Source organism: Hymenobacter telluris (assembly GCF_017313265.1).
Taxonomy (GTDB): Bacteria; Bacteroidota; Bacteroidia; order Cytophagales; family Hymenobacteraceae; genus Hymenobacter; species Hymenobacter telluris.
The window spans coordinates 430,231-452,439 of sequence record NZ_JAFLQZ010000002.1 but is presented as its reverse complement, the minus strand read 5'-3'; the positions used below and the strand labels follow the sequence as shown (position 1 = coordinate 452,439).

20 protein-coding genes and 1 riboswitch are annotated in these 22,209 nt (G+C 57.8%); of the genes, 11 read left to right on the top strand and 9 right to left on the bottom strand.

The features are described 5' to 3' along the window. Window positions 1–8: 8 nt before the first annotated feature. The 5 genes from J0X19_RS04155 to J0X19_RS04135 all read right to left on the bottom strand — a co-directional run bounded on the left by J0X19_RS04155 (window position 9) and on the right by J0X19_RS04135 (window position 4,201). Window positions 9–302 carry a hypothetical protein gene (locus J0X19_RS04155; protein WP_206981553.1) on the bottom strand — a complete coding sequence of 98 codons (294 nt, stop codon included), beginning with the start codon at window positions 300–302 and terminating at the stop codon, window positions 9–11. A 12-nt stretch (window positions 303–314) separates the two neighbouring features. Beyond that, window positions 315–962, bottom strand: a complete 648-nt coding sequence (locus tag J0X19_RS04150) for a sigma-70 family RNA polymerase sigma factor (protein WP_206981552.1) — start codon at window positions 960–962, stop codon at window positions 315–317. A gap of 72 nt (window positions 963–1,034) precedes the next feature. Continuing rightward, complete coding sequence (locus tag J0X19_RS04145; RefSeq protein WP_206981551.1) at window positions 1,035–2,324, bottom strand: O-antigen ligase family protein; 1,290 nt, start codon at window positions 2,322–2,324, stop codon at window positions 1,035–1,037. A 16-nt stretch (window positions 2,325–2,340) separates the two neighbouring features. Next, on the bottom strand, window positions 2,341–3,387 hold the full coding sequence (locus J0X19_RS04140) for a glycosyltransferase family 9 protein (protein WP_206981550.1): 1,047 nt from the start codon (window positions 3,385–3,387) through the stop codon (window positions 2,341–2,343). Window positions 3,388–3,433: 46 nt separating this feature from the next. Further along, the gene (locus J0X19_RS04135; protein WP_206981549.1) at window positions 3,434–4,201 is read right to left on the bottom strand and encodes a glycosyltransferase family 2 protein; all 768 of its coding nucleotides are present in this window, start codon (window positions 4,199–4,201) and stop codon (window positions 3,434–3,436) included. Between the two features lie 305 nt (window positions 4,202–4,506). Here J0X19_RS04135 and J0X19_RS04130 point away from each other — a divergent pair, with 305 nt between their 5' ends. The 3 genes from J0X19_RS04130 (at window position 4,507) to J0X19_RS04120 (ending at window position 7,799) form a co-directional block, all read left to right on the top strand. Then, the gene (locus J0X19_RS04130) at window positions 4,507–5,376 is read left to right on the top strand and encodes an SDR family NAD(P)-dependent oxidoreductase (RefSeq protein ID WP_206981548.1); all 870 of its coding nucleotides are present in this window, start codon (window positions 4,507–4,509) and stop codon (window positions 5,374–5,376) included. 322 nt (window positions 5,377–5,698) lie between these two features. Next, on the top strand, window positions 5,699–6,685 hold the full coding sequence (locus J0X19_RS04125; protein WP_206981547.1) for a hypothetical protein: 987 nt from the start codon (window positions 5,699–5,701) through the stop codon (window positions 6,683–6,685). Between the two features lie 67 nt (window positions 6,686–6,752). After that, window positions 6,753–7,799, top strand: a complete 1,047-nt coding sequence (locus J0X19_RS04120; protein ID WP_206981545.1) for an LLM class flavin-dependent oxidoreductase — start codon at window positions 6,753–6,755, stop codon at window positions 7,797–7,799. A gap of 83 nt (window positions 7,800–7,882) precedes the next feature. Here the strand turns inward: J0X19_RS04120 and ahcY are convergent, their stop codons facing one another. Both ahcY and J0X19_RS04110 read right to left on the bottom strand, forming a co-directional pair. Further along, window positions 7,883–9,202: an adenosylhomocysteinase gene (gene ahcY / locus J0X19_RS04115; RefSeq protein WP_206981543.1), complete on the bottom strand. Its 1,320-nt coding sequence runs from the start codon at window positions 9,200–9,202 to the stop codon at window positions 7,883–7,885. Between the two features lie 119 nt (window positions 9,203–9,321). Further along, window positions 9,322–10,086: a DUF4397 domain-containing protein gene (locus tag J0X19_RS04110; RefSeq protein ID WP_206981541.1), complete on the bottom strand. Its 765-nt coding sequence runs from the start codon at window positions 10,084–10,086 to the stop codon at window positions 9,322–9,324. A gap of 141 nt (window positions 10,087–10,227) precedes the next feature. Between J0X19_RS04110 and J0X19_RS04105 the strand changes: the two genes are divergently transcribed. Both J0X19_RS04105 and J0X19_RS04100 read left to right on the top strand, forming a co-directional pair. Continuing rightward, complete coding sequence (locus J0X19_RS04105; protein ID WP_206981539.1) at window positions 10,228–10,854, top strand: hypothetical protein; 627 nt, start codon at window positions 10,228–10,230, stop codon at window positions 10,852–10,854. A 240-nt stretch (window positions 10,855–11,094) separates the two neighbouring features. Further along, complete coding sequence (locus J0X19_RS04100) at window positions 11,095–12,282, top strand: class I SAM-dependent methyltransferase (RefSeq protein ID WP_206981531.1); 1,188 nt, start codon at window positions 11,095–11,097, stop codon at window positions 12,280–12,282. Window positions 12,283–12,530: 248 nt separating this feature from the next. Here the strand turns inward: J0X19_RS04100 and J0X19_RS04095 are convergent, their stop codons facing one another. Beyond that, window positions 12,531–13,133, bottom strand: a complete 603-nt coding sequence (locus J0X19_RS04095; RefSeq protein ID WP_206981529.1) for a DNA-3-methyladenine glycosylase — start codon at window positions 13,131–13,133, stop codon at window positions 12,531–12,533. A gap of 117 nt (window positions 13,134–13,250) precedes the next feature. Then, window positions 13,251–13,489: riboswitch (cobalamin riboswitch) on the top strand. 161 nt (window positions 13,490–13,650) lie between these two features. Between J0X19_RS04095 and J0X19_RS04090 the strand changes: the two genes are divergently transcribed. After that, on the top strand, window positions 13,651–15,627 hold the full coding sequence (locus J0X19_RS04090; protein WP_206981527.1) for a TonB-dependent receptor: 1,977 nt from the start codon (window positions 13,651–13,653) through the stop codon (window positions 15,625–15,627). A gap of 43 nt (window positions 15,628–15,670) precedes the next feature. After that, window positions 15,671–16,768, top strand: coding sequence for a DUF5074 domain-containing protein (locus J0X19_RS04085; RefSeq protein ID WP_206981525.1), 1,098 nt, complete (start codon window positions 15,671–15,673; stop codon window positions 16,766–16,768). A gap of 86 nt (window positions 16,769–16,854) precedes the next feature. Here the strand turns inward: J0X19_RS04085 and J0X19_RS04080 are convergent, their stop codons facing one another. After that, the gene (locus J0X19_RS04080) at window positions 16,855–17,136 is read right to left on the bottom strand and encodes a hypothetical protein (RefSeq protein ID WP_206981523.1); all 282 of its coding nucleotides are present in this window, start codon (window positions 17,134–17,136) and stop codon (window positions 16,855–16,857) included. Window positions 17,137–17,284: 148 nt separating this feature from the next. Between J0X19_RS04080 and J0X19_RS04075 the strand changes: the two genes are divergently transcribed. The 4 genes from J0X19_RS04075 (at window position 17,285) to J0X19_RS04060 (ending at window position 22,192) form a co-directional block, all read left to right on the top strand. Further along, the gene (locus J0X19_RS04075) at window positions 17,285–17,623 is read left to right on the top strand and encodes a DUF502 domain-containing protein (RefSeq protein ID WP_206981520.1); all 339 of its coding nucleotides are present in this window, start codon (window positions 17,285–17,287) and stop codon (window positions 17,621–17,623) included. A 41-nt stretch (window positions 17,624–17,664) separates the two neighbouring features. Then, window positions 17,665–18,207, top strand: coding sequence for a helix-turn-helix domain-containing protein (locus J0X19_RS04070; protein WP_033369493.1), 543 nt, complete (start codon window positions 17,665–17,667; stop codon window positions 18,205–18,207). A gap of 118 nt (window positions 18,208–18,325) precedes the next feature. Beyond that, window positions 18,326–19,813: a hypothetical protein gene (locus J0X19_RS04065; RefSeq protein WP_206981515.1), complete on the top strand. Its 1,488-nt coding sequence runs from the start codon at window positions 18,326–18,328 to the stop codon at window positions 19,811–19,813. 75 nt (window positions 19,814–19,888) lie between these two features. Further along, window positions 19,889–22,192 carry a B12-binding domain-containing radical SAM protein gene (locus J0X19_RS04060; protein WP_317194748.1) on the top strand — a complete coding sequence of 768 codons (2,304 nt, stop codon included), beginning with the start codon at window positions 19,889–19,891 and terminating at the stop codon, window positions 22,190–22,192. The last annotated feature ends 17 nt before the right edge of the window (window positions 22,193–22,209 follow it).

Below are 22,209 nucleotides of genomic sequence, written 5' to 3'. Positions count from 1 at the left end.
GGGCAAAATTAGGCCATTTCCACTTGTAAACGCGACAAAATTGTTTGTGGCAGGGTAGTTGGTGCTCCTTTACGGCCTACATAGGAGGTCAGAAAGCCAATAAAAGCTTGCTGTTTGGTGATGTCCTCGAAGCAGGGCGAGCAATCTTCGGAGTGGCTAACGATATACTCTTCGTCTTCCACGGTGGGCTCGTGGCCCACTACAAGCTGGTCGAGTATCATATTCACACGGTCACAGTCAGCAGCAGGGCTAATAACCTGGTGCGTGGCAGAATTGGTTTGCTTTGTAGAGGTGTTTTCCATGATTGATATTAATTAGTCGGTGGAGTCGTCTTCTTGGTTGGCATCTGCGCTTTCATTCAAGCCACCGTAGCCCATTGATTGCGCATATTTTTCCAACTTGTCCTTCAAGAAATTACGAGCCCGGTGGAGGCGCGAGCGGACCGTTCCGATAGGGATGTCCAGCACCTTCGCCATTTCCTCGTACGTAAACCCTTCTAGGTCGCAGAGAATGATGACGGTGCGAAAATCCACGGGCAGCGAGTTGAGTGCGCTGGCCACTTCGTCGCCGATGAGGTCACGCACGGCTTGCTGCCGCATATCAGACGAGGAACCACCCACGTCACTGTCGGACTCGACGTCTTCCGAATTATAGTAGCCTTCAATTTCGCTGTAGTCGACCTTGGCAGGCTGCTTGCTCTTTTTCCGAAAGTCGTTGATGAACGAGTTTTTCAGGATGCGGAACAGCCATGCTTTGGCGTTGGTTCCCTGTTCGAAGTACTCGAAGAACCGATAAGCCTTCAAATAGGTCTCCTGGACGAGGTCATTGGCATCGTCTTCGTCCAGTGTCAGGCGGAAGGCAAAATTGTACAGAGAGTCGATTACAGGCATAAGTTCGGCCTGGAACCGTCGGTCCTTTTCTTCCTTACTTAACTTCGGAACCCGGTCGGGAGAGTCGCTCATAGAGGCTCAGCAAATAGCGGCGGAGGTATGTGAACCGCCTTGTAGACAAATGTACATCTTATACTATCCCGTTCAAGTAGCCACGTTGGCTGGGGAGCGTGCTGCCCTTTCTGCACTCACTACAATAAATCCGTAGAGAAATACAAACAAGTTGAAGCCGATTTGCATTTGCAGCAACGAATCAACCAGATTAGCAACACTCATCATGAGTAGGAAATGTATCACGTACGGATTTTGACGCAGCGCAGGTTGCAAAAAAGGTCCGAACAATACTAACAGCCATAGCAGCAACCCTACTGCGCCGCCGCCAACCAAGTACTCCAGGTACTGATTGTGAGTCATAACCCAGTTCTTGGGCTTCAGGCCGAAATTGTGGTAACTGTACTGCCCGAGCATCGCCGCATCAACGTCGGCCATGCCTACCCCGAGCCAGGGGTGTTCCCGCGCAATAATGGTAGCCGTCTCCCAAGCTGCAAACCGCTTGGCCAGGGAATAATCGTTGATATTACGGCCTGATTGATACTGATCGATGTCTTCAAGCGTAACGGCCACCCGGCCCTGAATGGGCTCCAGCGTGAGGTAGGCGCCCAGAGGCAAACCTACCATAGCCACTAGCACGAGCACGCCTAGCACAAAGCGCCGCTGCAACATGATGAGGATAACCGCATCAAACAACAACATAGCGTAGAGTACCATCAGCCCGGTTCGATAGGCCAGAACGTGCATAATGATAAACATGAGCGTAGCGCAACCCAGTAGCACCCAGCGGACCGAAGGTGTAGCCAACGGGTTACGGCGCAACAGCAGAGCGAAGAAAAACGCCAACGCCAGCATTATGCTGAAATGAATATGAAAGATGCCCGTAATAGCTGGCACATTCTGCCCAATGCTAATTAGGCGGTTGGCTTCTTCCGGATCTAGCAGATACCGACCTAGCGTACTGATGGCCAGCGAGGTAGCTAATACTACATAGAGCAACCCAATGCCATATTTTTGGCGCTCGGTGAGGGGCACGGCCACGGCAAAAGCCAGCGGCACTATCAGCAGCGGCAGCTTACGGTAGATTTCGTGCTGCCACACTGCGTACTGCGTGGTATAGGTGCCGCTGATTACCAGAAACACGTATAGCAGCGCAATGCACACTACCGTACGCAAATGAAACCACTGCTTTAGGCTGGCCCGGAGGTTGGGCTGTGTACACGCGGCCACTAATCCCACTATCGGGCTCAAGGCCACCAACGCACGAGACGCAAACAGTCCGACAACTGCAGCAGCACAGGCTAACAGCAGCAGGTATTGAGATAAGCGCCCACCTTGGTAGAGCTGACGCAGAGAAAAAGGTGCAACAAGTACTTCGGTCATAGAAGACAACAGGAGCCTAAGCTTGGCCCGGCAAGTTAGGCATTGGTTTCCACGCAAGAACCCGGTGCAGCACCTGCATGGGGGCTAACTCTTTGATACAGGTACATGCCGCGGGTTGCTGACGACAATCTTGGCAATCGGGCCGGTTGAATACGAGGTAGTCGGCGTGCGGACCTAGCGGTGCCCAGCGGCCCGGGTGCATAGGCCGGATGGGTGGATAGATTCCTACTGCGTAACGCCCTAAGGCAGCAGTTACGTGCAGAGGGCCGGTACTACCTGCTACAATACCGTCGGCTTCGCTCAGAAAAGCTACTAGTTGCGGCAGCGTGAGGTGGCCTGTAAGGTCGGCGGCTAGAAATGAGCGGTGCTCGGCCAGCCATTCACGTAACTCCTCTCCTTCTGTCGAGGTTCCCGTTACGAATACCCGATGACCCGCTGTGTGCAGCAACCGTGCCAGCGTCCCGAAATGCGGTAGTCCCCACTCCCGGGCGCTGCCTCGGCTGCGCGGATGCAGCACCACGTTGAGTTGCGCTGGCTGACGCTGAGCTAGTAGTTGTTGCCATTGCGAGGCCAACGGTTCAGGAGAGCGTAATTCAACCAGCTTAGCAACCTCCGTGAGAGGCAATACGGCTTCGGGGTGCAAAGGGGCGAGTAGCTGTAAGTTTAGCTGGGCTTCGTGCAATGGGGAGTGCCGGCGGCTAAGAGCTACCAGCCGGTTGCAGGTGAGCCAGTGAAACAGCCGGTTGCGGGTACCAATGCGGAGCGGAATGCGGGCTTTATACGCCAGCTTGGCGAGTAGCTTATTAGGAAATACGTGCAGGATGGCATCGGCCTGTTGGGCTTGCAACTGTTTCACTTGCGCGGGTGCGGGCAAGGCGCTTAGCTCATCGAAATTCAGAAAATCATCCACCCACGGACAGGCAGTAGCTACGGCTTGGGTGTAGGTGCGGCCAATCAGCACCACGCGGCACTCCGGAAACAGCTGCTTCAGGCGGCCACATACCGGCAGCGTAAGCACTACGTCGCCAATAGCATCGGTCCGGCTTACGAGAAAGGTTTTCATGCGGCAAAGTGGTTAGCGGATACCATGAAGCAGGCTACCTGATGCATCATTGGGCCAGGCGTTTGCGGGTTTTCAGCTTGGCAAATTTCAAGAACACTCCCCAGGCCGAAATGGTAGCAATGCACAGGCCGGCAAACCCATCAAGAAAGCCAAGCCGGAAAAAATAGCCGTGCACGAATTTCCACCACGGCTTGAGTAGCAAATGAAATACTGTAACCTGCCGCTTGCCACGCAGCCACAGCTCATCGGCGGCAATGCTGGTGAACCGGTTGAGCTGATTAACGTGCTGCTCAACGGAACTGTAAGAGTAATGCTGCGCATCCCCCGCCAACACACCAATAGTCTGGCCGGGCTGCACCTCGTACCGCTCGTGCAGCAGCAGGCCCTGCCACGCCCCCAGCCGCCGGTCGTAGAGGCGTAGTTTCCGGTCGGGGTACCAGCCGCCGTGCCGCACCCAGCTGCCGCAGTAGTTGGTGAGGCGGGCCAGGGTGTAGCCGGCATGCTGCCAGTTGGCTTTAGCCGCCTCAATACTCTGGCGCAGCTCGTCGGTCAGCACTTCATCGGCGTCAAGTTGCAGCACATGGTGGTGGCGCGCCTGAGCGGTGGCGTAGTTTTTCTGCTCCACGTAGCCTTCGAAAGCGTGCTGCATTACCTGAGCACCGAGCTGGCGGCAGATGTCCACGGTACGGTCCGTCGAGAAGCTGTCCACTACCAGCAACTCATCGGCGATGGGCCGGGCGGCTTCGAGGCAGCGGGCAATAGTGGCTTCTTCGTTGAAGGTAATAATGACGACGGACAGCAGAACCTGAGGCATAACGCGGGCAAATATCGGGGTTTTGTGCGGCCGGGTTACCTTTTGCTTACCAGGCTAATTCAAGCAGGTATATACTGCGGTAACTGGCTATGCATACAGCTCAGACCACCCTACACCCCAGCTACCGCGAAATGCCGGCTCATACATAATACGGATAGCATTTGCCTGAAAGTCGGCAATGTGTAGTCACTGGCTACATGTTGTACGATAAGCCGCCATAGCCTCCGAAGCTGGTATAAACCCGTGCTCTACTTGGTTGAGCGGAGAACTTTCCCGTATACAGCCCAGCTACTCTGCTTTTGTATATGACTCAATCCTCCGAAAAAATTGCCCTCGTCACGGGGGCCACAGCCGGCATTGGCACTGTTACGGCCCGGGCGCTGGCCCAGCAAGGTTTTCACGTAGTGCTGCTAGCCCGCAACGCCGATAAGGCCGCCCGCACCCGCCGTGAGATTCAGCAGTTAGCCCAGCCCGGCCGCCGGGTAGATGTACTACTCTGCGACCTGTCGGACCTGGGGCAGGTGCGGCGGGCAGCCGAGGAGTTCCGGCAGCGCTACGGCCACCTGGATGTGCTGGTAAACAACGCTGGGCTGGTGCTTGGCGACGAGCGGCAGGTATCCGCCGACGGCTATGAGCTGACGCTGGCTACCAACCACCTGGGGCCTCTTCTGCTCACCAACCTGCTGCTGGATAAGCTACAGCAGAGCCCCACGGCCCGGATTGTCAACGTAGCTTCCATGGCCTACCAGTTTGCCAAACCCGATTTCAAGACGTTGGAGGTAGCCGGCAGCTATTCGCCCATGCGGGCCTACGCCAACTCCAAACTCTACAACATCATGTTCACGCAGGAGCTGGCCCGGCGGCTACGGCAGCGCGGCATCACCACCGTTACCACCAACAGCCTGCACCCCGGCGTGGTAGCCAGCAGCTTCGGCCAAAGCTCTAACTGGTTTACTAGGGCGTTTTATAAAGTGGCGGCGCCGTTTATGACGTCTTCGGAAGAAGGCGCCCAGACCAGCATCTACCTGGCTACAGCTCCGGAAGTAGCCAACATCAGTGGCGGATACTTTGTGAAGAAACGGCCGGAAGCGGTGAAATCAGGCTATAACACGCTCGAAAATGCCCAGCAACTCTGGCAACTGAGCGAACAGCTAACGGGGGCCACTTTCTTATAAGAGCCACTACCTACATTTTACACCCACCAACGACCAGCCGCTTCGGTTGGTCGTTGTCGTTTGGGGTTTTAGCTTTAAGGCTGTATCTGGTTTCCTATCTACATCTTTCACCTTTTTTTGGATGCCTCTTTCCACAACTACCAACACCACATATAGCTACGGCACTGCAAAGGGATGGCGCATCTTTATCTACGTTTTTTCGCCTCCACTGATAGCACTGTTTTTTTCTTCTCCTTTTTGGCTTACCGAGAGAAGCTGGGACGGCACAACCGCTTTGCTGATAGCAGCAACTTGGAGCTTTGCCCTATTTTTTTGCTACTGCGTGTACGAGACCTACAAGGGGCGGCATATATTCAGCGAGCAAAGCATCCGCTACGAAGGGGCTTTGCGGCACAAGGAAATTCCGTTGCAGGCTATCCGCGGGTACCGCACCGACGATAAATACACGCATATTATCCCGGTGTCTAAAGCCTATCCATCTATTCGGATAGGCTACACCAGTGAAGGGTACGAGGATATTAAGTTCTGGCTAGCTGATCGGTTTCCGGATTTGGACGTGCAGCAGGAGCAGGAAGCGCAAGACATTCTACAGGATGAAACGTTGGGCCGCTCCGTACCCGAGAGGGAAGAAAAACTAGCGCAGGCCCGCCAGGTAGCGCGGGTGCTGAATGGCATGGCTTGGGCTACAGCTGCGTGGCTTTTCTTCTACCCCAAACCCTACGACGTAGCCGTACAGGCGGGACTCGCCCTACCGGCTGTGGCAGTAGTGGCGCTCTTGTGGTACCAGGGGCTCATCCGGGCCGACGAACGGAAAGACAGCGCTTATCCATCTTTGAGCCCCGCGCTATTCATTCCTTCGCTCGGACTGCTGTTACGGGTGCTGCTTGATTTCGAGTTGCTAGATTACCTGATGGCTTGGCAGCTGGCTGCTGCTGTGGCGGTATTGTTTGGCGGGCTGCTGATGTACGGCAACCGGCGCTTTATCAGCATGCCGAATAGCCGGTGGGGCGCCATAGCTATGGTATTCTTTTGCGCCTTAGCGTATGGCTACGGTGCGGTAGTGGCGTTCAACTGCGTTTTTGATGAATCACCTTCGCGGGTATACACTGTGAACGTGTTAAAAAAGCACACTTCCTCCGGTAAAACCACTACTTACTACCTCGAAGTAGGCTCTTGGGGCCCAAGAACCGCTCCCGAAGACGTAACAGTTACGGAAGCAACTTATGACCACACCATGCCCGGCGACTCCGTGCAGGTGTATCAGTCACCGGGTCGGCTAGGTGTTCCGTGGTTTATAGTTGGAGAGTAGTGTAAACAAACTGGTGAACAGCCGCGTTACGCAAGCAAAATCATGTACCTACCTGAATTAAGATTATATGGAACTTGGCATTAGCTCATTCGGTGAAATAGCCCCCGCCCACGTAGCCGGTGGCGACACAGCCGCGGCCCAACGCACCCAAGAACTGGTAGCCCTAGGCCGCCGCGCCGACGAAGCCAGCCTGGACGTAGTAGCCATTGGCGAGCATCACCGGGCCGATTACGTGGTGTCGTCGCCGGAAATGGTACTGGCGGCCGTGGCGGCCGTGAGCAGCCGGGTACGGCTTACCAGCGCCGTTACGGTGCTCAGCTCCACCGACCCGGTGCGCACGTTTCAGAACTTCGCCACCCTCGACCTGATTTCCAACGGCCGGGCCGAAATTATTGCCGGTCGGGGCTCCTTTATCGAGTCATTCCCGCTGTTCGGGCAGGATTTGCAGGATTACGATGCGCTGTTTGCCGAGAAACTGGCCTTGCTGCTGCAACTAAACGAGCAGGAAATTGTAACCTGGCAGGGCAAGCATCGGGCGGCTATTGCCAGCAAAGGCGTATACCCGCGCCCCGTGCAGCCCAAGCTGCCCATCTGGATTGGCGTGGGCGGTACGCCCGCTTCGGCGGCCCGGGCGGGCTCGTTGGGTTTGGGGCTCACTATTGCCATTCTGGGTGGAGCACCAGCGCAATACGTGTCGTTTGCTGACCTGCACCGCCGGGCCGCTCAGCAGGCGGGCCATCCCGATGCGCTGCCGCTGTGCATAAATTGCCACTTCCATATAGCCGAGAATTCCAAGCAAGCTGCCGACGAGTTCTTCCCGGCCTACTCCCTGGTCATGAACCGCATTGGCCGGGAGCGAGGCTGGCCGCCTATGTCGCGGCAGCAGTTCGACTACCTCCGGGGGCCGCAGGGGCCGCTGTTTGTGGGCACTCCCCAGGAAATTACTGCGAAGCTGGTGTACCTGCACGGTCTGTTTGGCAACACCCGCTTTATTGGCCAGTTGATGCTGGAGGGCATGCCTCACGAAGCTGTACTGCGGTCCACCGAGCTGTTCGGGCAGGTGGTGGCCCCAGCAGTGCGTGAGCAGTTGGGGGTTACGGCTTCAATAGGTTAACTACTTGAAAAACATAATATAAAAAGGGCTGCCAAAACTGGCAGCCCTTTTTATTGACATCGTAGTAAGAACGAATCCGTGGTTTAGTAGCGGTACAGATCCGATTTGAACGGTCCTGCTACGGGCACTTTGATGTAGTCGGCCTGCTTCGGCGTCAGTTCATCCAACTCCACCCCTATTTTGGCGAGGTGCAGGCGCGCCACTTTCTCGTCGAGGTGCTTGGGCAGCGTGTACACCTGGTTTTCGTATTTATCGGCGTTCTGCCACAGCTCCAGCTGCGCTAGAGTCTGGTTGGTGAACGAGTTTGACATTACAAACGAGGGGTGGCCGGTGGCGCAGCCCAGGTTCACAAGGCGGCCTTCAGCCAAAATGATAACCTCTTTGCCGTCGATGTTGTAGAGGTCAACCTGCGGCTTCACCGTGTCTTTGGTGTGGCCGTAGTTTTTGTTGAGCCACGCCATGTCAATTTCATCGTCGAAGTGACCGATGTTGCAGACAATGGCTTTGTCCTTCAGGGCGCGGAAATGCTCTTCGCGGATAATGTCGCAGTTACCAGTGGTGGTAATTACAATGTCGGCGCGTGGAATGGCGTTTTCCATTTTCTTCACTTCGAAGCCATCCATGGCGGCTTGCAGAGCGCAGATAGGGTCGATTTCGGTTACGATAACGCGGGCACCGGCACCAGCCAAGCTAGCGGCCGTGCCTTTTCCTACGTCGCCGTAGCCGGCTACCACTGCTACTTTACCGGCCATCATTACGTCGGTGGCGCGGCGGATTGCATCCACGGCCGACTCTTTGCAGCCGTACTTGTTGTCAAACTTCGATTTGGTAACCGAGTCGTTTACGTTGAAGGCCGGCATCGGCAGGGTGCCGTTTTTCACCCGGTCCAGCAGGCGCAGCACACCCGTGGTGGTTTCCTCCGACAGACCTTTGATACCGGCAGCCAGTTCAGGGAACTGGTTCAGCACCATGTTGGTCAGGTCGCCACCATCGTCGAGAATCATGTTCAGGGGCTCACGCTTCTCGCCGAAAAACAGCGTCTGCTCGATGCACCAGTTGAACTCTTCTTCGTTCATGCCTTTCCAAGCATACACCGGAATACCAGCGGCGGCAATAGCGGCGGCGGCATGGTCCTGCGTAGAGAAAATGTTGCACGACGACCACGTAACCTCGGCGCCCAGCGCAATCAGGGTTTCGATGAGCACGGCCGTTTGAATGGTCATGTGCAGGCAGCCGGCAATGCGTGCGCCTTTCAGCGGCTGGGAAGTGCCAAACTCCTCGCGCAACGCCATTAGGCCGGGCATTTCAGCTTCGGCCAGACGGATTTCCTTACGGCCCCACTCCGCGAGGCTCATATCTTTCACTTTGTACGGAACGTAAGCCGTAGTCTTGGTCTCAACCATGATATAGGAAGTTTTTTGCGAGTCAACTACAAAGATAGCCAATTTGTTATTCTGGCTATATAAACCAGCAAAGCCTACCCGGTCGTCGGGTAGGCTTTGCTGGTTTGTAAAACTGACCGTTAGTTGTTTTGAATAATGACTGCCTGGGCTTGCTGGGCTGCTGGTACTCCAGCGCCACTAATGCCTCGAACCAGAACGGTATAAATCTTACCCGCTTCGAACGTTTTAGTACCAGTCCCGGTGCCGGAGCCGTCACCTACAGCCAGCACCTGGGTGCGCGGTGTACCAGCGGCCGTAATGCTTAGATTGAGTGGCCCGGCATTAAGCGCTACGAAGCTAGACGCTGCACCAAACGCCACGTCAGAGGTTAGGTCGGTAGGAGCACCGCCCGGAATAACAGATGGGACACTAAGCCGAACTGGCGTAGGCGCGTTTACGGCCAAATGCACTACCCGTACTTTCACCTGGTTTGCTGCGGGGGCAGTCAGATCATCAGGAACAGATAACAACGCTGGGGTACTACCAATGGCGCTTGTTGGCGAATACACGAAAACAGAATAATTCTGGTCCTTGGTAATAGCCAGATTCTGCGAAACGATTGTCTGGCTGCCATTATTGATACGCAATGTGGGTGCACCAGCACTCACGTTCAAATACGCACTTCCTTGACCATAAGCTAGTTGACTGACCTGCACATCATTAACGAAAGCTGTAATCTGAACATTAGCGGCAGCAGCAGCGTGAGACAACTGCACCTTGCCTAGCTCAGGCGCAGGCGTCGAGTTATCATCGTCGTCATTGTTGCCGCAGCTTCCAAAAACCAGAGCGGCTGGAATAGCGGCTAATAAGAAAGTGCGACGGGACGGGGTCGAGAAGATTTTCATGGCACCTATAATGAGAAGGAGAAAATATTAGTACTGCGCCCAGAACGTATAAGCTGGATATTTTGTTGGGCTATTTTTAGAATTTTTTTACTACACAAAGGCCTAGTTTCTTGTTTTGCAGCTCCTTACATTTGTACTATTATGCGCTACTCCGTTCTACCTGCTCGCCTCGCACACCGCTCCTTCCTTGCTTGCTTTAGTGCTCTTGCGCTACTAAGCAGCCATTCGTTACTGGCCCAACAAACTGTTACGACCATCAAGCTCAGCCCGGAAGACCAGAACCGGGGCCTGAATGGAGTACAGAAGAATTTTTACTTTGCTACCAAGGACGAACCCACTGATGACGACTATCAGAACGCCGGGTTTTTCGGGCAGCGGCTGCGTCCTTATTTGAAGGATAACTCTGAAGCACTGGAAAATCTGAACCAGTACCGGCGGCAGAAGTGGCTGTTTCTGGGGGAGCGGCTGGTATTTGTGGGCGGCGTAGCAACCTACGGGGCGCAGGTACTCAGCGGCGACGGCAACCAACGCTACTTCAGCAATCCGCAGAAGGTGACGCTGGGTATAATCGGGGTAAGCTTGCTGTCCAATGTATTTATCACGCGCCATACCAACGAGCATTTCGAGCGGGCCGTGAATGCCTATAATGCCGGCCAACCAGCCGCCCACCGGACGGGCAGCATCTTGCAGCGGCTAGCTCCTAGTGGCATCGGCGTGGCTGCACCAACCGGGCAGCCTCAGCTGGCATTCCGCTGGCAGATCCGCTAACCTTAGCCATTCAGTATAAACGGGCGAATACGTGCTTTACACGGCATATATTCGCCCGTTTGCGTGCATTTCAACTGACAGCAACGCATAATATTATAGAAGAAGGCACTCTTCCTTGCTGTAGAATCGTTTACTTGGCAGTGTAGCTGCTCGATGATGCTGGCTTAGCCAGCGCATTTCTGTAGCCGCGGCAACCACACCTAGGTGAACCGCGCTTTTTTTTGTTCGTAGGAGTAGTTCATGGAATTTCCGTTGCCCGAAGCGGCGCGTCGGTACGTTGCCAAGCATCTGTACGACGACCCCGCTCAACTGGCCTTGCAAGCCCGCCGCTACCCCAGCCTGCCTATTCCGGAGCTGGTACGCCAGATTCAGGCCCGCCAAAAGGCCCGCCTTAAGGTACCAGCCTGGGCCGATAATCCCGACCTTATCTTCCCGCCCGCTTTGTCGGTGGAGCAAGCTTCGTCCGCTCGTACGGCCGCTTTCAAGGCTTCTCTGGTGACCGGCCAGCGCCTCGTGGACCTAACTGGCGGCTTTGGGGTGGATGTGGCGCACTTTGCTGAGCAGATTCCGGAGGTGCATTACGTGGAGCGCAATGCGGCCCTGGCCGATGTTGTGCGCTTCAACCTGACGCACTTAGGCGTTAGCAACGTGCACTACCACACGGCCGACGCCGTGAACTTTCTGCGCAACACGCCCGATACGTTTGACTGGATTTATCTGGACCCGGCCCGGCGCGACACGGCTGCCCGCAAGATTTTCCGGCTTCAGGACTGCGAGCCGGATGTGTTGCGTTTGTTGCCGCTGTTGTTGCACAAAGGCCGCCGGGTGTTGCTCAAAACCTCGCCCATGCTGGATATCGAGCAGGCGTTGCAGGAGCTGCGGCAGGTGCGGCAGGTGTGGGTGGTAGCCGTCGACAACGAGTGCAAGGAAGTGCTGTACGAGCTGGGCCCCGAACCAGCCGTTGACCCGGAGCGGCACACCGTGAACCTACTGCGCACCGGTGAGCAACAGGAGTTCCGGCTGAACCGGGCGCGGGAGGCGCGGGCGGTTTCGCGCTACGCCGAGCCGCAAGGTTATCTGTATGAGCCTAACGTGGCGGTATTGAAAGCCGGTGGGTTCCGGAGCGTTGGCACTGCCTTCGAGCTGCTAAAGCTGCACCAGCACAGCCACCTCTACACCTCCGACGTGCTGCGCCCCAGCTTTCCGGGCCGCATCTTCCGGATTCTGGCCGTGGAGCGCTATGATGCGCCGGCCCTGAAAGCCCACCTTGGCCCCGAAGCCCGTGCCCACGTCACGACCCGCAACTTTCCCGACACCGTAGCCGAGTTCCGGCACCGCACCGGCATCCGGGAAGGCGGCAGCATCTACCTATTTGCCACCACCAACCTGGAAGGCAAGCTGATGATATTGGTGTGCGAGAAGCTGTGAGTTGGTGAGATAGTGAGATAGAATCTGTTTAGGAAGTTGTGCAAGTTCCTAAAAGCACGTCATGCTGAGCTTGTCGAAGCATCTCTACCGCTTCATCCAAGCCGTTCAACGAAGTGGTAGAGATGCTTCGACAAGCTCAGCATGACGTTCAGTCGACTTCCTAAACAGCTTCATAGTGAGTTTGATATTTCGGCGGTGCTAACTGCGCGAATCGAACATCGAACTCACTATTTCACTATCTCACCAACTCACTTCGCGGGGCTGGTCCACTTGTTATTGATAATCCGGAAGCGCCACGGCAGATTGGCAGCTTCGGCGCCGGCGTACGCCAACCCCACGCGGGCACTGCGGCGGACCTGTTCTTCTGGCACTTCTTCGCCGTAGTCTTCTATCCAGAGGGTATCGCCCTGCAAATCGGTGCCGGTGAGGGCGGGCGTGAGGCCAAGTGCCTGGGTAAGCACACCGGGGCCAGCCGTGAGTTTAGGCGAGGCTTCCGTCAGTCCGCGCCGCTCCAGCATCACCTCTAGGCCTACCAAAGGTTCAATGGCGCGGATAAGCACAGTATCGGTTTTGTCGGCGGCGTTGGTGCTGATGTTGAAGAGCGTGTGGCGCTGATACACTTGGTACAGATACGCCCGGCCTCCTATTTCCCGCAGGGCGTGCCCGTGCGTGCCGCGCCGCTTCAGGTGCATGTCCATCGACTGGTCGCCAAGGTGAGCGTAGGCTTCCGTTTCCACAATGCGTCCGCCCGTTAGCTGGCCATCGAGGCAGGAAAATACGTGCTTGCCTAGCAGGTCACGGGCAATTTGAACGGGGTCGGGGCGCTGGTAGAAAGCGGCGGGGAGTTTCATAAAAATAGGTTCGGTTTGGGAGGCAATGCAGCGGCTATACCGATGAGCTACGGCGCGTCCTATTCGTCCATACGGGCTCCGCCGGAAACCGACAACTCGAAACCGGAATCTACCTTCTATCTTTGCGGCCGTAAAGGTGGCCGGACTCTAATTGCGGAGCGAGGCTGAAAAGGGAATCCGGTTGAATTCCGGAGCTGTCCCCGCAACTGTACGCTTCACGAGTTTGGCGCGCCTCTGCTGCCACTGTTTCGCTGAAGGTTGGTAGCTCTGCCGTAGCTGGCAGGTACCGGCCCGAGAGACGGGAAGGCGGCGCGCCGGAAGCAAGCCAGGAGACCTGCCTTTGCATTTCCTAATGTTCAGCGCCTTCGGAGGAAGGGCGGAGAATGAATGCAGTGGCTGCTTTCGGGCGGCTGGTTTTCCTGTTTTCGGCCTCGGCTTCGGCGTGGTGTTCTTTTTCGGAGGAAACCCACGATGGAAGTTTTGAACTGAATTTTCCTAAACCGAAAATTTGGTTCCGATGATACCTTTCTACGCGCAGCGCCAACTCGTCTTTCTTCGGAAGGCCAGCCAGCTACGCGGCTTGTATTCTTTTCTACTACTGCTGAGCGGTACTTCCGCTTGGGCTCAGTCGCCCTCGGTCATCGACTCGGTGCAGCAGCTACCCAACGTTCGGGTAGAGGGTGTTAAGCTTAGCCGCTTCGCGGTAGGCAGCCGTGTGCTTACCCTGGATTCGGCGGCGCTGGCTCCTTACCGGACTGGCTCGCTCACCGATGTATTATCTGCCCGCACGCCGCTTTATTTGAAGAACTACGGTCCTGGGCAGCTCAGCACCATCACCATGCGGGGCACGTCGGCACAGCACACGGCGGTGCTCTGGAATGGCTTCAACATCATGCTGCCCACGCTGGGCCAAACGGATTTTTCGTTGCTGCCCGTGAGCGGCAACACGCAGATTGATGTGCAGCCGGGTCCGGCGGCTAGCCTCTACGGCTCGGGGGCGGTGGGCGGCACGCTGCTACTGTCGTCGCCGGTGCGGTGGGGCGCGGGGCTGCGCGCAACGGCACAGATAGACGGGGGCAGCTTTGGACTGCGGGCGGGTAGCTTGGAAGGCAGCTTCAGCAACCAGAAGCTAGCGTTGCGCACAAGCCTTTCCTACCGCCAGGCTGACAACAACTTTCACTATAGCTCACCCGAATTAGGAGGCACTGTGCGGCGGCGGCAGGAATACGCTAGGTTGTGGCAAGCCAGCGTAGCCCAGGATTTCACCCTGCGCGTAGGGCAGCGCGGCGAGCTAACGGCGGCCCTCTGGCTCACCGACACCGACCGCCAACTTCAGCCTGCCATTGGAGCGGCCAGCAGCAATGCCCAGGAGCGGGACCAGAGCCGCCGCCTCACGGCCGGCTACCGCCTGGTAGGCGTGCGGCACGAGTGGGCGGTGCGGGCGGCGTGGTTCGAGGACGTGCTGAACTACCGCGACGACTCCAACGGCCTCAGCGAATCAGAGGTGCACACCACGCAGGCGCAAGCCGAGCACACCTGGAACGTAGCCTCTACCTTTTCGGTGCGGTTGGGGGCCGAAGCGCAGCACTTTGCGGCGCGGGTAGATGGCTACGGTCCTTTGGCACTCACCGAAAACCGGTACGCCGGCTACGGCCTGCTGCGCTTCGACCCTACTTCCCGGCTGCACTTGTCCCTGAACCTGCGCCAGGCGCTGCTGCCGGGCCGACGCCCGCCCCTTACGCCTACCCTTGGCGCGGAATGGCAGCTCCTGGAAACCGCCACCCAAACGGTGCAGCTGAAAGGCAACGCCTCACGCAGCTACCGGGCCCCTACCCTCAACGAACGATACTGGCGCCCCGGCGGCAACCCCAACCTGCTCCCCGAAAGCGGCTTCGGCTACGAAGCGGGGCTAGTACACACCGTCCGGAAAACGCCAGCCCACCTTATGCTGCAAACCGAGCTGACGGCGTATCGGCAGTTGGTTGATGACTGGGTGCAATGGCTGCCCGGCACTACCGGCGTTTGGGCGCCGAGCAACTTGCGCAAGGTGCGGGCCCAAGGCCTGGAGGCGAGCACCCAACTTACCTGGAAGCCGGGTGCCTACCAGCTGACTTCGCGCCTGGCGTATGCCTACACCCAATCTGAGAAGGTACAAGGCACCCTCAACGACACCGACCCCGTCGGCCGGCAGCTACCCTATGTACCGCTGCACACCGCGGCTTTCACCACCGACCACCAGTGGCACGACTGGCAAGCTACCACGTCGTGCACCTTCACGGGCTACCGCTACACCGATGCCTCGGGGCTGAACTTCCTGCCTTCTTACTTTCTGGTTAATGCTTCCGTGGGCCGCACACTGGTACTTACTCCCACCTGGAAGCTGGTGGGGCTGGTGCAGGGCTTCAACCTCACCAACCTCGATTACCAAAGCTACCTGAACCGGGCCATGCCGCCCCGCTCGATGGCGCTGAGCGTGCGCCTGGCCTGGCGCTAGCCAGCTTTTTCTTCGTCTTCACTTTTCCATTTTTCTAGTTCCAATGAAATCATTTTCCGCCTTTTCGAGTGTGCCGGCCCGGCTGGTACTGGGTGCCGCTGCTGCGTTCAGCTTGCTGGCCTGCGACCCTGACCCAGATGTAGAGCCCGCCGAGCCGATAGTAGAAACCAAAACTGTATTTGTGGTAAACGAAGGCAGTTTCCTGCAAACCAACGCCGAAATCAGCTCGTTCAGTAAGGCTACCAACGCCCTGGTGAACCGCTCGTTGTTTAATGCCGCCAACAACCGGCCGCTTGGCGACGTGGCCCAGAACATGGCCGTGCGGGACAGCACCGGCTACATCGTGGTCAATAATAGCAACAAGCTGGAAGTGGTGAACCTGCGCACGTTCCGGTCGTTGGCTACCATTACCGGGCTCAAGCTGCCGCGTTACTTTGCCGCGGCTTCCAGTGAGAAAGGCTACGTTACCGAAACCATATCGTACGCAGCAGCGGCGGGGCAGGTATCGGTTATCAACCTCAAAACCAATACCGTAAGCAAAACCATTGCGGTAGGAAAGCAGCCCGAACGGTTGTTAGTGGTAGGCAACCGACTGTACGTAACCAACAATGGGGGCAGCACCGTCACGGTCATCAACACCGAAACCGACGCTGTAGAAGGCACTATTACCGTGGGCGACGCGCCGAACAGCTTGGTCCTAGACCGCAACAACCGCGTATGGGTGCTGAGCAGCGGCCGGGTGGTGTACGATGCCAGCTACAACATTGATTACACTCTCACCAGCAAGGGCAGCCTCTCAAGCTTTACGCCGGGTAGCCTCACGGCCAGCACTCGTATTTTCAGTACCAACCAGAGCCAGCCGGGCCGCCTAAGCATCAACGGCAGCCGCGACCAGCTGTACTACACCTTCCAAGGCGGCGTGTACCGGCTGAGCATCAACGACAACGACCTGCCCGCTACGCCCGTCTTCCGGCGGCGCAACATCTACGGCCTCGGCATCGACCCGCAGGACAACACCATTTACACTGGCTTGGCCCCTTCGTTCAGTACGGCCGGCAAAGTGGTCCGCTACCGGAACACGGGCGCGGCCATCGACTCTTTCAACGTTAACATCGGCCCGAACGGCTTCGTGTTTTATTAGAGTCTGAGCATTGAATTGCACCGAAAAAGGGCCGGCTTCCTGTGCGGAGGCCGGCCCTTTCTGTTGGTGGTAACTTACGCCGTCGTTTACTTGTCAGTCATGCCGTCGTTGTTGCGGTCTACCCGGTCGGCGGCGCCTTCGTACACTTCGCGGTTGCTGGGGGCGGTGCTGGTATCATTGTTCATGCCCGAGGTAGCTTCGTCGCCGCCGGTGCCGGTGGGCTGCATGGCGTCGGCATCGTTGTCTTTGGCGGCGTCTTGTTCTACGTTGGTGTCACCGGATTTATTACCGGTATTGCAGGAGGTAAGCGCGGGAGTTGCAAGCAAAGCAGTAGCAACCAGCAAGCGGGGCAGCGTGGAATATTTCATGGCAGGGAAAGAGAGGTTGGCAGAGTACAGGGCAAAATAGCCTTACCTGATACGGTAAAGGAAGCGCATCGTTACGGCTCGCCACCAAGCACCACCGCAGCGAGCCTACGCCGGAAGCGGTATATTTGCGGCCATATACCCGTTTTGTATGAGTCGTCGTGTTGCTTCTTTCAACTACCAGCCGCTGCTGCGCCGGGCCGGGATTCTGGCAGCCGTAAGCCTGGGGCTGGCTTTTGCTTTAATCAGCTTTCTGTTTGGGTTCGAGGATGAATTTTTCAGCCGGCTGGTTGGCGGTTTTTTCGTATTTTTCTGGCTGTTGGCAGTAACATTTCTGGGAGTTGTGCCCTTTGTAAGCTGGGCGGCCGCTCACTGGTTTGGCAAGAGCTGGGCGGCAGAAACTGTTCAGCCTGCTCGGAAACCCCGTTCGGCCCCGGCGGCGGCAACTGTTCGGAAGCCTACGCGTACTGTAACTGGTTTGAATAAATAACCTTGTAACCCGTGAAAACAACGCTGCTTCATATCAAGAATATGGTTTGTCCACGTTGCGTGGAAGCCGTCCGCTCCCTACTCGAACAAGCTGGTTACCACCCCACCGAGGTAACGCTGGGCCACGCCCAACTCGACAAGGATACTCCTGCCGATCCGGCTGCCGTGGCTCCCATCTTGCGTGAAGCTGGTTTTGACGTACTCATGGGCCGGGCCGAGCAAATGACCGAACAGATTAAAGCCGCGCTGGCCGAATACCTGGAGCACCTGCGTACGGCCCGTATGCCCCTTACCACCTCGGCTTTCCTCACCGACCGGTTTGCGGCCACGTACTCGCACCTGAGCAAGGTGTTTTCGCGCACGGCCAACCTTACCATCGAGAAATACCTGATTCGGTTGAAAATCGAGCAGGTGAAGGAAATGCTGAGCTACAATGAAATGACGCTAAGCGAAATTGCCGACCAAATGCGCTATAGCAGCGGCCAGCACCTCAGCAACCAATTCCGGCAGGTTACTGGCCGCTCGGTTAGCGAGTTTCGCCGCGACCTGATGCCTAAGCGCCTGTCGCTGGACCAGTTGGCGTAAAGCAGCGCGGAAGCTGAACCACCGAGTTTCGCACGTACACCAGCCGGATTCTGTATAACCTGATAGTGCCCGCCGGGGTATTGAGAGAAGATTCTTCTTTCAATACCCCGGCTTTTTTATGGCACCTCTCAAACACGCATTTTTCCTGGCCAGCCTGCTGCCATTGGCTAGCACGCTTGCTTACAGCCAGCACGAAGGGCACCAGATGCCGGCTACCAAACCAGCGGCAGCCGACACCACGCGGCGCGCCGCCCCCATGAACCACAGTCAGCACCAAGGCCACCAGATGCCCGGTATGGCGCCTGCTGATACCAGCCACGCGCACATGAACCACGCGGGCATGAACCACGGTGCTATGGGCCATGAGGGTATGGGCATGAACATGAGCCACGCCTACTCGCGCAACCTGCCCATGAACCGCAACGGCTCGGGCACTGCCTGGAACCCCGACAACACGCCCATGTACATGTGGATGAGCCACCACGGGCCGTGGATGGTGATGAACCACGGGGCTGTGAACGTGCGCTACTCCCGCCAGAACCTGGGGCGCGACGCCGGCCAGCGGGGCGGCGGGGCGTTTGGCGCCCCCAACTGGTTTATGACCATGGCCCAGCGCCCGATTGGCGAGAAAGGGTTACTGAACCTGACGGCCATGCTTTCCTTGGACCCCCTCACGGAAAGCGGCAACGGCTACCCGCTGCTGTTCCAAAGCGGGGAAGCGTACAAAGGCCAGCCCCTGGTAGACCGCCAGCACCCCCACGACCTGTTTTCGGCGCTGAGCGTGGCCTACACGCACGCTTTCAACGAAGATGTTGACCTGACTGCTTACCTCGGCTACCCTGGTGAGCCGGCCATTGGGCCAGTGGCTTTCATGCACCGGATTTCGGCCATGCCCAACCCCGATGCCGCGCTGGGCCACCATTGGCAGGACGCTACGCATATTACGTTTGGGGTAGCCACGCTGGGGTTGCGCTATAAGCAGTTCAAGCTGGAAGGCTCTAACTTCACGGGCCGGGAGCCCAACGAGCACCGCTACGGCTTCGACAAGCCCCGCGCCGACTCGTGGGCGGGCCGCCTGAACTGGAACCCCACCCCTAGTCTGGCCTTGCAGGTCAGCCGCGCATTCATCAAGAGCCCTGAGGAGCTGCACATCGACGAAGACGTGAAGCGCACCACGGCTTCCATCATCCAAAGCAACGTGTGGGGCGACTACCGCTACATCACCTCGGCGCTGATATGGGGCATGAACCAGCACGTAGCCGACGGCCACACCGACCCGGCTTCGCACTCGGTACTAGCCGAAACCAATGTGCAGCTTGGCAAGCCCGCCGTGTACGGCCGCTACGAGTTTGTGCAGAAATCCGACGAGGAGCTGCAAATTCCGCGCAACGCGCCCGATACGGGCCACCTCAACTACAACGTGCACGCTCTTACGCTGGGCGCCAACTACCGCGTGGCCCAGCTAGCCCGCACCGACCTTACGCTGGGCGCCCAGGCCACCGTATACCGGCCCGATGCCGATATTAAGGCCTACTATGGCTCTACGCCCGTTTCGGCGCAGGTGTATTTGCGACTGAACCCCTCGTTGATGAAGATGGGGCAGTAGAACGGAACGACAGTAGGCCGCTTGGCGTTTCATCGAGCCGTATCTTTGCGGTCCGCCTCGTTTGTTGTTGCTACCGTGTCTGACCTTCGCATCCTGCTTGTTACCCCGCCGCTTACGCAGCTGAATACGCCGTATCCGGCCACTGCCTACCTGAAAGGCTTTCTGGGAGGGCGCGGCTACACTCGGGTTACGCAGGTAGATTTGGGGCTGGAACTGGTACTAAAACTGTTTTCGCAGGCGGGGCTGCGCCGGGTGTTTGCGGCCATTGAAGCGGGCAGCTTCAAGCTCAGCGACAACGCCCGCCGGATGCTGCGGCTCCAGCGCAGCTACCTCAGCACCATCGAGCCGGTTATCCGCTTCCTGCAAAACAAGGACAACACGCTGGCGCCGCGCATCTGCCACAGCCGGTTTCTGCCCGAAGCCGGCCGCTTCGACAACGTGGCCGACCTGGAAACGGCCTTCGGTAGCATGGGCCTCACCGACCAGGCCCGCCACCTCGCCACATTGTATCTGGAAGACCTCGGCGACTTAATCAAGGAAACCGTGGGGCCGCAGTTCGGCTTTTCGCGCTACGCCGAAAAGCTGGGCATGTCGGCCACCACGTTTGACGCCATGCATGAGGCCCTGCTCGCGCCGCCTAACCTGCTGGACACTATGCTACTGGAGCTGGCCGATGAGCTAGTGGCGCGGGTGCAGCCCGACGTGGTGGGGTTTACGGTACCGTTTCCGGGCAACCTGTACGGGGCGCTTCGGCTGGCCGGCCGCATCAAGGAAGTCAGCCCGAACGCCAAAACGCTGATGGGCGGCGGCTACCCCAACACCGAGCTGCGCCAGATTCGGGAGCCCCGCTTTTTCGATTACATCGACTACCTGACGCTGGATGATGGCGAAGGTCCGTGGCTGCGTTTGTTGGAGCATATCAGTTGCCAGTTGCCGGTTGCCAGTGACCAGCTGACTACGGAATTATCGTTAGCCGGCAACCCTGCCTTCTTATTATTTCAGCCAACATCTTATAACCATCAACTCACAGCCGGCAACTCACAACCGGCAACTCAGACTTTTCAGCGTACGTTCCTGCGCAATGCGGCCGGTGAAGTGGAATACATTAATCACCCGCATCCTAATATTCCGCACCCGGAGGTAGGCACGCCCGATTATTCGGATTTGCTGTTGAGCGAGTATCTGTCGGTGATTGAGGTGCTGAACCCCATGCACCGCCTCTGGAGCGACGGGCGCTGGAACAAGCTCACGGTGGCGCACGGCTGCTACTGGAAGCGCTGCTCGTTCTGCGACGTCACGCTGGACTACATTGCGCGCTACGAAACAGCGCCGGCCACGCTGCTGGTAGACCGTATCGAGCAAATCATTGCTCAAACCGGCCAGACCGGCTTTCACTTCGTGGACGAAGCCGCGCCGCCATTGGCCCTGCGCGACCTGGCCATCGAACTACTCAAGCGGCGCGTGAGTATTACGTGGTGGGGCAACATCCGCTTCGAGAAAACCTTCACACCCGACCTGTGCCGGCTGCTGGCGGCTTCGGGCTGCATTGCGGTATCGGGGGGGCTGGAGGTGGCGTCGGACCGGCTGCTGGCTTTGATGGAAAAGGGCGTCACGATTGGGCAGGTGGCCCGCGTGACGGACGGTTTCACGCAGGCCGGCATCATGGTGCACGCCTACCTGATGTACGGCTTCCCGACTGAAACCGCCCAGGAAACCGTGGATAGCCTGGAAGTGGTGCGGCAGCTGTTTGCGGCCGGCATCGTGCAAAGCGGCTACTGGCACCGCTTCTCGATGACGGCGCACTCGCCCGTGGGCAAGAACCCCGCAAAGTACCAGGTGGTAGCCGTGGGCCCCGAGCCCGGCCCTTTTGCCTGGAACGACCTGTGGCACGACGACCCCACCGGCACCGACCACGAGCAGTTCGGGCCGGGGCTGGCCAAGGCGCTCTACAACTACCTGCACGGCGTGGCCTTGCAGGAGCCGCTGAGCTTTTGGTTTGATTTCCGGGTGCCGAAAACGACGGTTCCGCGCCACCTCATCGAGCAGGCGTTGCAGGAACCCGGCAAACCCGATTTCGCCAAGCAAAATCAGCGGCTGTTCTGGCTGGGCAACGCGCCCGAGCTGCGGCAGGAACCCGGCAAAAAAGGCCCCCGCGCCGTCCTGACCTTTTACGAGCAAGCCGAAGATTTCGAGGTAACCGTGCCGAGTGCACTAGGGCCGTGGCTGCAACAGCTGCTGGCTGGCCTGACCCAGGATTACGATACCAAGCTGTTACTAAAAGACGTAGCCCGCTCCTTCCCTGCTAACCAGTCATTCGAGCGGTTCCTGGAGTCGCCGGCGTGGCTGCTGCTGCGCGAGAAGGGGCTGCTGGTTCTGTAGGCTGCGGCGGCTACGAT

Bases quoted from the DNA above. Each gene is read 5' to 3' on its own strand.
- J0X19_RS04120 (WP_206981545.1), top strand. From the start codon at position 6,753: ATGGAACTTGGCATTAGCTCATTCGGTGAAATAGCCCCCGCCCACGTA.
- J0X19_RS04075 (WP_206981520.1), top strand. From the start codon at position 17,285: ATGAGTCGTCGTGTTGCTTCTTTCAACTACCAGCCGCTGCTGCGCCGG.
- J0X19_RS04090 (WP_206981527.1), top strand. From the start codon at position 13,651: ATGATACCTTTCTACGCGCAGCGCCAACTCGTCTTTCTTCGGAAGGCC.
- J0X19_RS04135 (WP_206981549.1), bottom strand. From the start codon at position 4,201: ATGCCTCAGGTTCTGCTGTCCGTCGTCATTATTACCTTCAACGAAGAA.
- J0X19_RS04140 (WP_206981550.1), bottom strand. From the start codon at position 3,387: ATGAAAACCTTTCTCGTAAGCCGGACCGATGCTATTGGCGACGTAGTG.
- J0X19_RS04095 (WP_206981529.1), bottom strand. From the start codon at position 13,133: ATGAAACTCCCCGCCGCTTTCTACCAGCGCCCCGACCCCGTTCAAATT.
- J0X19_RS04155 (WP_206981553.1), bottom strand. From the start codon at position 302: ATGGAAAACACCTCTACAAAGCAAACCAATTCTGCCACGCACCAGGTT.
- J0X19_RS04150 (WP_206981552.1), bottom strand. From the start codon at position 962: ATGAGCGACTCTCCCGACCGGGTTCCGAAGTTAAGTAAGGAAGAAAAG.
- J0X19_RS04105 (WP_206981539.1), top strand. From the start codon at position 10,228: ATGCGCTACTCCGTTCTACCTGCTCGCCTCGCACACCGCTCCTTCCTT.
- J0X19_RS04110 (WP_206981541.1), bottom strand. From the start codon at position 10,086: ATGAAAATCTTCTCGACCCCGTCCCGTCGCACTTTCTTATTAGCCGCT.
- ahcY (WP_206981543.1), bottom strand. From the start codon at position 9,202: ATGGTTGAGACCAAGACTACGGCTTACGTTCCGTACAAAGTGAAAGAT.
- J0X19_RS04085 (WP_206981525.1), top strand. From the start codon at position 15,671: ATGAAATCATTTTCCGCCTTTTCGAGTGTGCCGGCCCGGCTGGTACTG.
- J0X19_RS04130 (WP_206981548.1), top strand. From the start codon at position 4,507: ATGACTCAATCCTCCGAAAAAATTGCCCTCGTCACGGGGGCCACAGCC.
- J0X19_RS04145 (WP_206981551.1), bottom strand. From the start codon at position 2,324: ATGACCGAAGTACTTGTTGCACCTTTTTCTCTGCGTCAGCTCTACCAA.
- J0X19_RS04080 (WP_206981523.1), bottom strand. From the start codon at position 17,136: ATGAAATATTCCACGCTGCCCCGCTTGCTGGTTGCTACTGCTTTGCTT.
- J0X19_RS04065 (WP_206981515.1), top strand. From the start codon at position 18,326: ATGGCACCTCTCAAACACGCATTTTTCCTGGCCAGCCTGCTGCCATTG.
- J0X19_RS04070 (WP_033369493.1), top strand. From the start codon at position 17,665: ATGGTTTGTCCACGTTGCGTGGAAGCCGTCCGCTCCCTACTCGAACAA.
- J0X19_RS04100 (WP_206981531.1), top strand. From the start codon at position 11,095: ATGGAATTTCCGTTGCCCGAAGCGGCGCGTCGGTACGTTGCCAAGCAT.